The following is a 13242-nucleotide window of genomic DNA, read 5'->3' as shown; positions in this document are numbered from 1 at the left end:
CCTCGCTGTCGCTTTGTCGACCGCACTCCAGGACGACACGGACGCCCTGACCACCACCGAGCGCCAGATGCTGCGCGAGTGGCTCCACCGGCTGGCGTCCTGAGCGCTACATTTGCTACATTGCTCGGTATGATAAATGTATCGAGCAGGTTCGGCGTGTTCCTGGCCCCGCACCGCGACGACGTCGCCCGCAAGGAGCAGGCGATCGCGGCCGACGCACTGGGGTACGGCGCGGCCTGGCTGGGGACCGGCCGCAACTCGGTCGGCGACCTCGCGTTGGTCGAGGACGTCCTCGCCGCCACCGAGCGGATCACCGTGGCGACGGCGATCGTCAACGTGTGGGTCGACGAGCCGGAGACGCTCGCCGAGTCCTACCACCGGCTCGCGGACCGGTACGGAAAGCGCTTGCTGCTCGGCATCGGCGTCGGCCACCCCGAGTCGGTCACCGGATACCGCAGCCCGTACGCCAAGATCGTCGACTACCTCGACCGGCTCGACGCGGCCGGCGTCCCGGCCGAGGCCCGGGTGCTCGCCGCGCTCGGCGACCGCGTGCTGAAGCTGGCCGCCGAACGCACCGCGGGCGCGCACCCGTACCTCGTGCCCGTCGCGCACACGCGGCACGCGCGGGCGATCCTGGGCGCGGGCAAGCTGCTGGCACCGGAGCACAAGGTGGTCCTGGACGACGACAGCGTGGCCGCGCGCGCCATCGGACGGCCGTACGTCCAGACCCCCTACCTCGGCCTCAGCAACTACGTGAACAACCTGCTGCGTTATGGGTACACCGAGGCCGACGTCGCCGGCGGCGGCAGTGACCGCCTGATCGACGACCTCGTCCTGCACGGGACGCCGGAGACCGTCGCCAAGGGGCTGCTGTCCCATGTGGACGCCGGCGCCGACCACGTGGCGGTGCAGGTGCTCGGCCCCTCCCCCGAGGTGGAGCTGGCGAACCAGCGCCGGCTGGCCGAGGTGCTGCTCTGATCAGCCGGGCGCGGGCAGCAGGACGTTCAGCGCGGTGACGAGCGTGCGCTCCTCGTAGGCGAAGTGACTGTCCAATGCGGACTGGAGCCGGTCGAACTCCGCGCGCAGCCGGGCCGGGTCGGTTTCCGTCTCGGCGAGCCGCTCGATCTCCTCCTGCAGCCGGCCCACGACGACGTGCTCTTCGTCGAGCTTCGCCAGCGTGGGCTTGAGGGCCGGGAACCGTTCGGCCAGCAACGGGAAGATGTTCGTGGCCTCCCCGGTGTGGTGCCGGCCGAGGGCCGTGCAGAAGCCGGCGCACCGCGTGCGCAGCTGCCGCGGAATGCCGCAGTCCAGCTCGGCGCGCATTTCCTTCAGCTCACCGCGCAGCCAGTCGTGCATCTCGACGAGCCAGTCGCCCATGCGCCGCGCGGTGTCGAACCGGTGCAGCTCGACGACGGGCAGGATCCGGGTCGTTCGCGCCTGGTAGTCCGCGAACCCCGGCTCCCGCTCGAGCACCTCGGCGAACAGCCGGTCGCGGTCCGGCGGGAGCGCCGCCATCGCCTCGTACGATTCGGTGTCCGTTTCCACCAGCACGAGCGGGTTGCGCCGGATGTTGTGGTACCAGGCCGGGTGTTTCGGCGAGCCCAGCGCCGAGGCGACGACGACCAGCCGGCCGTCGATGTCCAAGGCGCCCAGGGGAACGCGGTGCTTCCGGCCCGTCCGGGCGCCGGTCGTGGTGAGCATGATCAAACCGGGTGATCCTTTCCGATGAAGAAATCACCGGAGGCCGAGAGGGCGACAGTTCGCTTTTCGGGGGTCCGGGTGGCGAAGCCCCCGGCCCGGGGCGAAGCCCCGGCTATCGCGGAGGGCACACCTCTGCCAGGGCAGGCAGAACGTGTCGATCTCAAGGGGGCTGGGTAGCCACTACCTCCGTGTGTCGGCCCATCCGGGGCGCACTTCGCACGTTACCAACCCGGACCGGCCGGCGGCCATCCCTTAACCGGATAGCTCAGCGGGCGGCGTCAGCGGCTTTCCGGGCGGCGGTGGCGGCCTTGTCGGCTTCGTCGAAGGCCGCTTTCGCCGTCTCGAACTCCGCCGTCGCCCGCTCGGCGCGTTCCTCGGCTTCGGCCAGGCGCTCGCGCAGGTCTTCGACGCGGGCGGTGGCCTGTTCGGCGGCGCGTTCGGTGCGGACCAGGTCGCGCTCGGCCGTCGCGCGGTCCTTGTCCCGCTCGGCGGCTTCCTTACGCAGGCGCTCGCGTTCCGCGCGCGCCCGGGCCCGCTCCTCTGCTTCACGCCGGTGGTCGCGCTTCGGCTTGGCCGGTTCGGCCTTGTCCACCAGCTTCGCCGGGCGCTTCCCGGTGACGGGCGGGACGCTCGCGGCGAGGCTGAACCACTGGTCGGTGTCCTGGTGCGCGACCGATGTCAGCCGCCCGGCGAGCGCGAGCGCGGCGGTGTCCGGCTCGGCCGCGACGGCCTCCAAGGTCGACTCCACCTCGCGGGAGACGGTGTCGCTCATCGACGGCAGCTCGTGGAGGATCCGCCGCACCAGCTCGCCGCGGCGCCGGGTCAGCGCGCGCAGCTCGTCGCCGGCCAGGCGGGTGTGCGCGTCCCGCAGTTCGGCGCCGAGCTCGGCGAGTTCACGCAGCTGATCGGAATCGTCCCGAGCCAGGCCGTTGACGATCGCCGCGGCCGTGGTCGGCTTGCGCAGCTGCTGGATCCGCTTCGCCAGCTCAGCGTCTCCTCCGGCCTTCGCCGCCTTCGCCGCCGCGTTGCGCGCGCTGACGAACTCCGCGAGGTCACCCCCGTAGAGCTCGCCGGCCACCGTGTCGAAGTCCATCGCGGTCCAGCGAACCACATCGGACTGGTGCGGGCACCCGGTGAAGAGTCATCATCGGGGGATGTTCTTCGATCTGGGTGTCCGGGACTTCCTCGACCGCGCGGAAACGGTGTACCCGGACCGCGTCGCCGTGGTCGACGAGCCGGACCAGCCGGCGCCGAGCTGGGGTTCGCTCACCTACCGCGAGGTGGCGCGCCGGGCCCGCGCGCAGGCCGCCAACCTCGACGCGCTGGGCGTGCCGGCCGGCGGGCGCGTCGCGATGGTGTCGCACAACGCCGCGCGGCTGCTCGTGTCGTTCTTCGGCGTGTCCGGCTGGGGCCGGATCCTGGTGCCGGTCAACTTCCGGCTGGCTCCCGCCGAGGTCAAGTACATAGTGGAGCACTCCGGAGCGGAGGTGCTGATCGTCGACCCGGAGCTCGAGCACCTGCTGGACACGGTGACGGCGAAGCACGTGTTCGTCCTCGGCCGGGACGACGACGCCATCTGGGGCGGCGACCGAACGCCCCGGCCGTGGGACGGCGACGAGTCGGCCACCGCGACCATCAACTACACGTCGGGGACGACCGCCCGGCCGAAGGGCGTGCAGCTCACCCACCGCAACATCTGGCTGAACGCCGCCGTGTTCGGCCTGCACACGACGTTGAGCGACAACGACGTCCTGCTGCACACGCTGCCGATGTTCCACTGCAACGGCTGGGGCATGCCGTACGCGGTGACCGGCCTCGGCGGGCGGCACATCGTGCTGCGGAAGGTCGACGGCACCGAGATCCTGCGGCGCATCGGCGAACACGGCGTGACGATCCTGTGCGCGGCGCCCGCGGTGGTCACGGCGGCCTTGGACGGCGCCGCGACCTGGGACGGCGAGGTCCCCGGCCGCGACCGCGTCCGGATCGTCGTGGCCGGCGCACCGCCGCCGACGCGCACGATCGAGCGCGTCCGGGCCGAGCTGGGCTGGGAGTTCATCCAGATCTACGGGCTCACCGAGACGGCGCCGCTGCTGACGGTCAACCGGATGCGCAGCGAGTGGGCGGACCTCGACCCGCACGAGCAGGCCCGGCTGCTGGGCCGCGCGGGCACACCGGCGCTCGGCGTCCGGATCGCGGTGGACGGCGACGGCGAGGTGCTCGCCCAGTCGAACCACAACCTCGACGGCTACTGGGAGAACCCGTCGGAGACCGCCCGGGTCACCGACGGCGGCTGGTTCCACACCGGCGACGGCGGGACGTTCTCCGAGGGTTACCTGACGATCGCGGACCGCAAGAAGGACGTGATCATCTCGGGCGGCGAGAACGTGTCGTCGATCGAGGTGGAGGACGCGCTCAACTCCCACCCGGCGATCCGCGAGGCCGCGGTGATCGGCATCCCGGACGAGAAGTGGGGCGAGCTGGTGACGGCGCTGGTCGTGGTGGAGGGCGCGGTCACGGCGGAGGAGCTCATCCGGCACTGCCGGGAGCACCTGGCCGGCTACAAGTGCCCGAAGCGGATCGAGTTCCTGGACGCGCTGCCCCGGACGGCGACCGGGAAGATCCAGAAGTTCAAACTGCGGGAGCCGTTCTGGCAGGGGCAGTCGCGGCAGGTCAACTGAGGTGCGGTTCTTCTTCGACCCGGGCTCGGGCGCGGCCCTGTGGGACGACGCCGGACCGGCGGATCTCGACGAGCTGCCGATCAGCGCCTCGTTGCGGGCCTCGGTGGACAGCCTGGTCGAGCAGTACGACGAGTCGGTGAACTGGGACTACCCGCCGGACCCCGGACCGTGGCGGGAGGCGCGGTGCGCCCGCTTCAACGCCGACGTGCGTGCGGTCCTGACCCGGTTGCGCGAGGAGCTGGGGCCCGCGGTGGAGGACCGGTGCACCGAGTTGCACGAAGACCCGGAGCTGGATCGGTACCTGGCCGATCCGAGGGGGTTCAGGCGCTAGCGGACCAGCCGGGGAACGCCCGCACCTCCCTCACGCCGCTCGGTGCTGCGGAATCCGCGCGCCAAGATGGAGATGTCTTTCGGTCCGGATCGCGGCACATCGCGGCATCCACCCCGACATCGACTCCCTGCCGCCCGAAGAAGGGCTGCCCGCCTTGGCCGCGGCCGAGGAGGAACGCACGGTCAAGTGGGAGACCGTGCTGCTGCTGGGAACCGGCAGCACCGTCTTGGCCGCACGGGCCTGGCACGAGAGCGTCTTCCGGTTGCAGCGGATCGCCACCGGCGCGGAAGCCGACCTGCCGTGGGCCGAAGCCATCGAGGCCGTGAGCAAGGCGCGGCGCCGGTTCTACGAGGCCGCGAAGGCGGACATCGGGATCGCCGTCGGGGACCTGCCGGAAAGCTACGAGTGGCAGATCGGCCGGCTGGTCGGTACCGACCCGGCCCCGCCGGGACCCAACGCCTAGCGGACCAGCCGGAAGAACGTCCGCACCTCGTCGGCGAACAGCTCCGGCTGCTCGTAAGCCGCGAAGTGCCCACCCCGCTCCAGCTCGTTCCAGTGCCGGATGTCGGGGTACCGCTTCTCCGCCCACCGGCGCGACGGCCGAGGCATCTCCCCGGGAAAGATCGAACACCCCACCGGCACGTCCACTGTGTCGTCCGTCGCCTCGGAGAACCACTTCTGGACCTTGCGGATGCTCTCCCAGTACAGCCGGGCCGAGGACGCCGCCGTGCCCGTCAGCCAGTACAGCGTCACGTCGTCCAGGAGCTCGTCGCGGGTGAACGGGAAGCCGTCGGACCAGGCGTGGAACTTCTCCACCAGCCAGCCGCAGAGCCCCGCCGGGGAGTCGAGCAGGCTGTAGCCGATCGTCTGCGGGCGGGTCGACTGCAGCACCGAATACCCGTCCTCCCAGCGTTGCGCGTTCTCCAACGCGGCCAGCGCGGCCCGCTCGGACGCCGTCAGGTCGTCGAACGTCGCCGGGTCCGGGGCCGCGATCGGCGGGTTCAGGTGGATGCCCGCCAGGTGGGCCGCGTCCTGCTGGGCCAACGACGTCGTGATCGACGTCCCCCAGTCGCCGCCCTGGGCGCCGTAGCGGGCGTAGCCCAAGCGGGCCATCAGGGCCGCCCAAGCGGCCGCAATCCGCTCGATGCCCCAGCCCGGCGCCGACGGCTTGTCGCTGAAGCCGTAGCCCGGCAGCGACGGGATCACCAGGTGAAACTCCTCCGCGAGCGGCTCGATCACCTTGCCGAACTCCAGGAACGAGCCGGGCCAGCCGTGCGTGAGGAGCAGCGGGAGCGCGTCCGGCCGCGGCGAGCGCACGTGCAGGAAGTGGATGCCCAGCCCGTCGATTTCGGTGCGGTACTGCGGAAACCGGTTGAACCGGGCTTCGACGCGGCGCCAGTCGTACTCCGTCGCCCAGTATTCGCACAGCGGGCGCAGGTAGCCCAGCGGCGTGCCCTGGCTCCAGTCGGCCACGGGCTCGGCTTCGGGCCAGCGCGTCCGCCGCAGCCTGACCCGCAGGTCGTCGAGGTCGGCCTCGGGGATCTCGATCCGGAACGGCGTGGTCACGCCGGCACGTAGGTCAGCTGCACGACACCGTTGCCGAACGTCGCGGATTTCTTCAGCTCCAGCGGGAACGACGGCCCGTCCGCGGGGAACAACCGCATGCCGCGCCCGACGACGACCGGGTACAGCAGCAGGTTCAGCTCGTCGACCAGGCTTTCCGACAGCAGCCACCGCACCGCCGTCGGGCTGCCGCTGGTCATGATGTCGCCGCCGCTTCCGGCCTTCAGCGCCCGGACCGCCTCGGCCGGATCGCCGGTGAGCAGCGTCGAGTTGTTCCAGCCGACTTCGGACAACGTCGACGAAAGCACGTATTTGCGCACGTTGTTCATGAACTCGGCACCTTCGTCGTCCTCGACGGTCCGGCCCGGCCACGCCTCGGCGAACCCTTCGTAGGTGACGCGCCCGAGCAACATCGCGTCCGCCGCGGCCATCCCGCTGCCGACCGCCTGGCCGATTTCGTCGCTCCAATACCGCAACGACCACTTGTCGGGCGCTTCGACCACGCCGTCGAGGGAAACGAACAGGTTCGCGACGATCTTGCGCATGCGCCCACTATAAACCGGCGAAACGCCCGGACCGTCCACTCGCGACGCTTTCGCTGTCCGCCTCCGCCCGGGCCCGCTCCTCTTCGGTCGCGGGTTCGAGGCGCGCCGGGACGTCCTTGTGGTGCGGCGTGCCCGCGATCGGGTCCCGGTCCAGCGCGTCCGTGAGGAGGTTGATCCGCGGGCCGCTGACCACCCGGCGGCCGTCGGCGGCCGGGTGGGCCATGCCGTAGCCGTGCGGCAGCGCGAGCTGGCCCGGCCGCAGCGCGGGATCGGCCTCGGCGCGGACGACCACCCGCCCCGCCGGCGTCACGACGGCCACCCAATCGCCGGGCGAAGCGCCGATCGACGCCAGTTCTTCGGGACGCGCGCGCAGAGCGCCGTCCGGATCCGTGCGGCGCCAGCGCGGATCACGCAGGATCTGGTTCGCGTTGTGCGCCCGCCGCTGCCCGTTGAGCAGCGAAAACGGGTACGCCGGGTCGGGCCGCTCGGCCGCCGGGTCCAGCGCGGCCAGCCAGTCCAGCAGGTCCGGCACGGCGAGCCGGACCCGCTCGCGCCGCATCAGGCTCCACACCTCGTCCTGCTCGTGCGCCGAAAACGGTGTCGGACCGGCCAGGATGCGCTCGAAGAGCTCTTCGCCGAGCTGCGGACCGGTGGCCGAGCTGCCCAGCGCGCGCTGCACCGGCACGGTCATCGTCTTCGCCGCGCGGTGGCAGCCGGCCCACAGCGGCGCGATCGAGGCCGCGCCGCCGGGCAGCGACGCGCCCAGGGTGCGGTAGAGCAGCACCGGCAGGATCGCCGCGCGCTCCGGCATCGCCTGGACCAGCGCACCGAGGCCCGCCTGCAGCGCGGACCGCGGCCCGGCGGCCAGCTCGCCGAGGACGTCCGACGCCGGCAGCACGCCGAGCGCGTCGAACAGCCGCGTGTAGATCTCGGCCTCGACGAGCGTGCCCGGCAGCGGGTCCAGCAGCGGCGGCCGCAGCTGGAAGTAGTTCGTCGGCCATTCGAAGGTGAAGAGCGTGAATTCCCACTTCTCGTGCTGGGACGCGGCGGGCAGCACGTAGTCGGCCAGCGCGGCCGTCTCGGTGTAGGCGACGTCGACCACCACGGACAGCTCCGCGGCCGCCAGCGCGCGTTCGACGTCCCGGGTCCCCGCGAAGGTGTTGGCCGGGTTCGACGACTCGACCCACACCGCGCGGACGTGGTTCGGGTGGTCGGCGAGGACCTCCTCGGCGAGGGTGTTCGCGGGCAGCAGGCCGCCGATGTACTCGAAGCCGGTGATCTCGGAGCGCTGCCCGGTCGTCGCGCCCCACAGCGGCAGCAGCCACGAGTGCAGGTTGTTCGTCCCGCGCCGGCCGAAGTGCCCGGTGAGCAGGTACAACAGCTTCTCGAGGTAGCTGTTGAGCGTCGAATGCCGGCCCTGCTGGATGCCCAGCTCGACGCGCACGGTCATCGCCTTCGCCGCGAGGATCAGGTCGACGGCCCGTTCGACGTCCACACGGGACACTTCGGCGTGCGCGATCCAGGCGTCCACCGGCACTTTCGCCAGCACGGCGGCGACCTCGTCGAAGCCTTCGGTGCGTTCGGCGAGGAACCGCTCGTCCGCGCCACCCCGTTCGAGCAGCAGCGCGAGGATCGCGCCCAGCAGGTAGGCGTCGGTGCCCGGCCGCAGCGGGAGGTGCAGGTCGGCCAGCTCCGCGGTCTCGGTGCGCCGAGGATCGATCACGATCATCCGGCGGTCCGGGTCGTTCTTGAGCGTGTTGAGCGCGTGGCGGGCGTTGCTGAACCCGTGCGCCTGCCAGGGGTTGCAGCCGAGCACGACCAGCAGGTCGCAGTGCTCGACGTCCTCGGCGGTGTGCACGATCGTCGAGCCGAACAGGTGCCCGTTGACCCAGAAATCGCCCGTCTTCTCCTGCGAGAGCGCGTTGAAGTGCCGTGTCGAGTTCATCCACTTCAGCAGCGACGTGCCGTAGGCGCCGCCGGAGTGGTTGCCCTGGCCACCGCCGCCGACGTAGGCGAACGAGCCGGGCCGCCCGGCCGCGGTGTCGGCGTCCCGGATCGCGTGCAGCTTCGCGGCGATCTCGGCGAGCGCGGTCTCCCAGTCGATGGGTTCGTGCGTGCCGTCGGGACGCCGTCGCAGCGGCGTCGTCAGGCGGTCTTCGTGGTCGCCGTACCAGGTCAGGCGCTGCGCCTTCTGGCAGAGGTACCCGGCCGAGCGCGGGTGGGCCTTGTCGCCGCGGACGCGGGTGATCTTCCGGCCGTCGAGCTGGACCTCCAGCCCGCAGTTGAGGTAGCAGAGGCTGCACGCGGTGCGGTGCCAGTCGCCGGTCACATCAGCTCCAATGCACGGCCGAGCGTCGTGAGACGCGCTTCGAGCGTTTCGCCGGCCGGGTAGAGCCGGACGGTGTCGATGCCGGCGTCGCGCCAGACGCGCAGGCGTTCGCGCACCATTTCCTCGGTGCCGATCAGTGTCGTGCCGAGCACCATTTCGTCGGTGACGAGCGCGGCGGCGCCGTTGCGGTCACCGGCCTGCCAGCGCTCGCGGACTTCGGCGGCGACGTCGGCCCAGCCCTGGCGGCTGTAGGCGTTGTTGTAGAAGTTCGTGCTGGCCGAGCCCATCCCGCCGAGGCTGAAGGCCAGCTCCTTCTTGCGGCTGCCGACCATCGCGCGCAGCTCGTCTTCGTTGTCCGCGAAGGCGACTTCGGCGCCTTGGCAGACATCGATGTCCTTCCGCTCCCTGCCCGCCTTCGCGAGCCCGGCGTCGAGGTGCGCGAAGTACGCGTCGGCGCCTTCGGGGACGAAGCTGGTGCCGAGCCAGCCGTCGGCGACCTCGCCGGTGAGTTCGAGGAGCTTCGGCGACAGCGTCGCGAGGTAGATCGGGATGTCCGGGTTCGGCTCGGTCGACAGCCGCATCGGGCGGGCCTCGCCGGGCCGCGGGATCTCGAACGCTTTGCCGGAGAAGGAGATCTTCTCCCCCGCGAACGCCTGGCGGATGATCTCGACGGTCTCGCGCATCCGGGTCAGGGGCTTCGCGAACGGGACGCCGTGCAGGCCCTCGATGACCTGCGGCCCGGACGCGCCGAGCCCCAGCGCGAACCGCCCGCCGGAGAGGTCGGCGAGGGTGAGCGCGGCCTGCGCGATGGCGACCGGCGTGCGGGTCCCGAGCTGGATGATCCCGGAGCCGAGCCGGATCCGGTCGGTGCGGGCGGCGAGGTAGCCGAGCGCGGACGGCGCGTCCGAGCCCCAGGCTTCGGCCACCCAGCAGCCGTCGAGGCCGAGCTTTTCCGCCTCCAGCACGAAGTCCAGCGTCGCGCGGGTGTCCTTCGAGAACTCGACGGTCGTCGCGGTCTTCATCGGGTTTCGGCCCGGGCCTTGATCGCGGCGAGGTTGCCCTTCATCGCCGTCTCGAACTCGCGCATGCGGACGAAGACGATCTTCTGTTCCTTCTCCGGCATCCGGTCGATGGCGAACGACAGCCCGGACCGGCCGGGACCCATCTGCATCCACTGGCTCAGGCGCGTGCCACCGGCGTCCGGCTCGAGGGTGAACTTCCAGACCGCGCTGGGTTCTTCGGGGTCCTGCACGGCCCACGCGAACACCCGCGGCGCCTCGCATTCGACGACGTACGAAGTCGTCTCCCACTCGCCGAACGCGTCGTGCTTGCTGCGGCCGAGGAACTTCCGGCCGACTTCGCACCACTCGACGGACTGGAGCTCCGCGCTCATCTCGGGCATCAGCGAGATGTCCGAGACGATCGGCCAGACCTCCTCGGGCGCGGCGTCGATCCAGGTCGAGACCTCCGCCGTCGGCAGGTCGGCGTACCGCGCACCCGTCCACTCCATCGTGGTCGCACCTTTCCTTCGTCTGACCACGATAGTTGCGTAGATAGACTGACTCTGTCAATCACTCCTGCCGGGCGAAGCGCTCCTCGACGTCGGGTCGCTGCGCCAGCCGGAGCGGGAAGCCGGGGCCGCGCCGCATCCGCGTGTCGTCCGGCGTCATCGGTTCCCGGCACTCGGCGCAGACGATTTCGGCGTGCGTGTCGTGCCCGCAGGCGAGGTGGTGCACGGTGATCGGCGGGCCGGCTTCGGTGGCGAGCCACTTGTCACCCCAGCGGGTCATCGCGAGCAGCACCGGGTAGAAGTCGCGGCCCTTCTCGGTGAGCACGTAGTCGTAGCGCACCGGCTCGGTCTGGTATGGCACCTTTTCGAGCAGGCCCTCGTCGACCAGCCGCTTGAGCCGGTCGGCGAGGGTGTTGCGCGCGATGCCGAGCGCCTCCTGGAACTCGTCGAAGCGGCGCACGCCGTAGAAGGCGTCCCGCAGCACGAGCGGCGTCCACCAGTCGCCGAGCAGATCCATGGTGCGCGCGATCGAGCACGGCCACTGCGCGAACGATGTCCGTTTCATGCGGCCGAGAGTACGCCGTTCCCGGAAGAGACTCAGCAGGTCAGACGAGATGCCCGGTGGTCACGTCCACGTGCTCGGGCACCTCGTCGTGCACGTCGCCGACCGAGAGCGTGCCCGCCGGCTCGACCAGCAACACGCTCGCGCCCGCCTTCGACGACGGCTTGTGGAACGTGCCCTTCGGGACCACGAAGACCTGCCCGCGGCCGAGCGTGACCACGCGTTCGTCCGGGTCGCGCAGGCCGATCTCGATCTCGCCGTCCAGGACCAGGAAGAACTCGTCGGTGTTCTCGTGGACGTGCCAGACGTGCTCGCCGTCGAACCGGGCGAGGCGGATGTCGTAGTCGTTGACGCGGGTGACGATCCGCGGGCTCCAGGCGGCTTCGAAGCTCGCCAGGACTTCGTTGAGGTCGATCGGGTTCATGTCTCCCATGCTCGACCTGGTGTTTCCTCGGCGCGAGTGCTAGGAATCGCACATGCCGCAAGAATTCTCGCACCGGGTGGTCGCGATCGTCACCGAGGAGTCGAACCCGTTCGAGATGGGCGTGGCGACCGAACTGTTCGGCCTCCGCCGTCCCGAACTCGACCGGCCTTGGTACGACTTCACGCTCTGTGCGGCGACGCCGGACGTCCGGATGAACCTCGGCATGTTCACACTCTCCGGCGTCGCCGGCCTCGATGCGGCCGACACGGCGGACACCCTGATCGTCCCGGCCCGCCCGAACACCGGCGTCCCGACGGACCCGGCGATCATCGCGGCGATCCGCCGGGCGCACGACCGCGGAGCCCGCCTGGTGAGCTTCTGCACGGGAGCGCTGGCGCTCGCCGAAGCGGGCGTGCTGGACGGCCGCCGCGCGACGACCCACTGGCAGTGGGCCGCCTCGCTGGCCGCCCGGTTCCCGCGGGTCAGGTGGGAACCGGACGTGCTGTTCATCGACGAGGGCACCGTCCTGACGGCGGCCGGCAGCGCGGCCTCGCTGGACCTGGGCCTGCACCTCATCCACCGCGACCACGGCGCCGAGGTGGTCAACGCGGTGAGCCGCCGCTTGGTGTTCACCGCCCACCGCGACGGCGGCCAGCGGCAGTTCATCGCCCGCCCGGTGCCGTCGGTGCCGGAGACGTCGCTGGCCCCGGTCCTGGCCTGGGCGTTGGAGCGCCTGGACACCCCGCTGACGGTGCCGCACCTGGCCACGCGGGCGGCGACCAGCCCAGCGACCCTGCACCGGAAGTTCCGCGCGGAGCTGGGCACGACCCCCCTGGCCTGGCTGACGACGGAACGGGTGAGCTTGGCGTGCCGCTTGATCGAGCGGGGCGAGCTGAGATTGGACCGGGTGGCATCGTTGAGCGGCTTCGGAACGGCGGCGAACCTGCGAGCCCAATTACGGCGTCACACCGGCCTCAGCCCGAGCGCTTATCGCCGCCGCTTCGGCCCGGCGGCGTGAAAACAGCGAGCGCCTCGGCCAGTGCGGCCTGCTGCAGCCGGGCCGGATAGGTCCTCGGATCCGCCGCGGCCAGGACGTTCATCCCCTCCACCAGCGCCACCAAGCTCTTCGTGGTCAGCTCCAGCCGCTCGTCCGTCCACTCCGGACGGCATGCCGCCACCAACCGGCCGACTCGGGCCAGGAACGACCGGTTCGCCGCCCGGTGGCGCTCGGCCAGGTCCTCGTCGGCCAGTGCCGCCGCCAGGAAACCGACCCAGACGCGGGATTCCTCGTGGTGGCCGTGCGGGAGGTCCACCGCTTGGCCCAGCACCGCCGCGAGCGCGTCCGGCGCCGATGCACACGCCGCCTCGGCCGCGTCCGCCCGGACCGCCGTGCGTTCGTACAGCAGGTCGCGTGCGTGCAGCAGCAATGCCTTCTTCGTCGGGAACGCGTGCATCACCAGGCCGGTCGTGCAGCCGGCGCGCTCGGCGACCGCGCGCAGCGTCAGGCCCGGCAGGCCGTCGTCGGCGAGGACCTGCCAGGTGGCGTTCGACAGCAGCTCGCGCTGGGCCTGCACGTCACGCTGCCTGGGCACGGCCCGG

The 13242-nt window shown here is 71.3% G+C and carries 14 protein-coding genes and 1 pseudogene; 5 read left to right on the top strand and 10 right to left on the bottom strand.

Annotation, left to right across the window (positions count from 1 at the left end; genetic code table 11):
• Positions 1-129 precede the first annotated feature (129 nt).
• Positions 130-978 carry an LLM class F420-dependent oxidoreductase gene (locus ACWEVN_RS23395; protein WP_452052668.1) on the top strand — a complete coding sequence of 283 codons (849 nt, stop codon included), beginning with the start codon at positions 130-132 and terminating at the stop codon, positions 976-978.
• Here the strand turns inward: ACWEVN_RS23395 and ACWEVN_RS23390 are convergent.
• Both ACWEVN_RS23390 and ACWEVN_RS23385 read right to left on the bottom strand, forming a co-directional pair.
• Positions 979-1710: pseudogene (locus tag ACWEVN_RS23390) on the bottom strand (nitroreductase/quinone reductase family protein); the annotation flags it as partial.
• A 256-nt stretch (positions 1711-1966) separates the two neighbouring features.
• The gene (locus ACWEVN_RS23385; RefSeq protein WP_452052667.1) at positions 1967-2794 is read right to left on the bottom strand and encodes a hypothetical protein; all 828 of its coding nucleotides are present in this window, start codon (positions 2792-2794) and stop codon (positions 1967-1969) included.
• A gap of 61 nt (positions 2795-2855) precedes the next feature.
• On the opposite strand from ACWEVN_RS23385, the gene ACWEVN_RS23380 reads away from it, so the two are divergent.
• From ACWEVN_RS23380 to ACWEVN_RS23370, 3 genes are all read left to right on the top strand, one after another.
• Positions 2856-4379 (top strand): AMP-binding protein, encoded by a 1524-nt coding sequence (locus ACWEVN_RS23380; RefSeq protein WP_452052666.1) that lies wholly within the window; start codon positions 2856-2858, stop codon positions 4377-4379.
• Position 4380: 1 nt separating this feature from the next.
• The gene (locus ACWEVN_RS23375) at positions 4381-4710 is read left to right on the top strand and encodes a hypothetical protein (protein WP_452052665.1); all 330 of its coding nucleotides are present in this window, start codon (positions 4381-4383) and stop codon (positions 4708-4710) included.
• Between the two features lie 154 nt (positions 4711-4864).
• Positions 4865-5173 (top strand): hypothetical protein, encoded by a 309-nt coding sequence (locus tag ACWEVN_RS23370; protein ID WP_452052664.1) that lies wholly within the window; start codon positions 4865-4867, stop codon positions 5171-5173.
• On the opposite strand, the gene ACWEVN_RS23365 is transcribed toward ACWEVN_RS23370, so the two are convergent.
• The 7 genes from ACWEVN_RS23365 to ACWEVN_RS23335 all read right to left on the bottom strand — a co-directional run bounded on the left by ACWEVN_RS23365 (position 5170) and on the right by ACWEVN_RS23335 (position 11652).
• Positions 5170-6276, bottom strand: coding sequence for an epoxide hydrolase family protein (locus tag ACWEVN_RS23365; RefSeq protein WP_452052663.1), 1107 nt, complete (start codon positions 6274-6276; stop codon positions 5170-5172). The genes ACWEVN_RS23370 and ACWEVN_RS23365 overlap by 4 nt on opposite strands.
• Positions 6273-6818, bottom strand: coding sequence for a dihydrofolate reductase family protein (locus ACWEVN_RS23360; protein WP_452052662.1), 546 nt, complete (start codon positions 6816-6818; stop codon positions 6273-6275). Before ACWEVN_RS23360 ends, ACWEVN_RS23365 begins: the two co-directional genes overlap by 4 nt.
• 7 nt (positions 6819-6825) lie before the next feature.
• Positions 6826-9147: a molybdopterin-dependent oxidoreductase gene (locus ACWEVN_RS23355; RefSeq protein ID WP_452052661.1), complete on the bottom strand. Its 2322-nt coding sequence runs from the start codon at positions 9145-9147 to the stop codon at positions 6826-6828.
• On the bottom strand, positions 9144-10169 hold the full coding sequence (locus tag ACWEVN_RS23350; RefSeq protein ID WP_452052660.1) for an LLM class flavin-dependent oxidoreductase: 1026 nt from the start codon (positions 10167-10169) through the stop codon (positions 9144-9146). Before ACWEVN_RS23350 ends, ACWEVN_RS23355 begins: the two co-directional genes overlap by 4 nt.
• Entirely contained in the window at positions 10166-10657 is a 492-nt protein-coding gene (locus ACWEVN_RS23345; RefSeq protein WP_452052659.1) for an SRPBCC family protein, read from the bottom strand. Before ACWEVN_RS23345 ends, ACWEVN_RS23350 begins: the two co-directional genes overlap by 4 nt.
• Before the next feature lie 61 nt (positions 10658-10718).
• Complete coding sequence (locus tag ACWEVN_RS23340) at positions 10719-11222, bottom strand: winged helix-turn-helix transcriptional regulator (RefSeq protein ID WP_452052658.1); 504 nt, start codon at positions 11220-11222, stop codon at positions 10719-10721.
• Positions 11223-11262: 40 nt separating this feature from the next.
• Complete coding sequence (locus tag ACWEVN_RS23335) at positions 11263-11652, bottom strand: cupin domain-containing protein (protein WP_452052657.1); 390 nt, start codon at positions 11650-11652, stop codon at positions 11263-11265.
• A 43-nt stretch (positions 11653-11695) separates the two neighbouring features.
• Here ACWEVN_RS23335 and ACWEVN_RS23330 point away from each other — a divergent pair, with 43 nt between their 5' ends.
• The gene (locus ACWEVN_RS23330) at positions 11696-12661 is read left to right on the top strand and encodes a helix-turn-helix domain-containing protein (RefSeq protein ID WP_449681233.1); all 966 of its coding nucleotides are present in this window, start codon (positions 11696-11698) and stop codon (positions 12659-12661) included.
• On the opposite strand, the gene ACWEVN_RS23325 is transcribed toward ACWEVN_RS23330, so the two are convergent.
• A complete protein-coding gene (locus ACWEVN_RS23325; RefSeq protein WP_452052656.1) occupies positions 12618-13235 on the bottom strand; it encodes a TetR/AcrR family transcriptional regulator in 618 nt (205 codons plus the stop codon). The two genes, ACWEVN_RS23330 and ACWEVN_RS23325, sit on opposite strands and share 44 nt — an antisense overlap.
• Between the last annotated feature and the right edge of the window lie 7 nt (positions 13236-13242).

It is taken from the genome of Amycolatopsis sp. NPDC003861, assembly GCF_053605405.1.
This window is presented reverse-complemented; position numbering and strand designations above follow the sequence as displayed.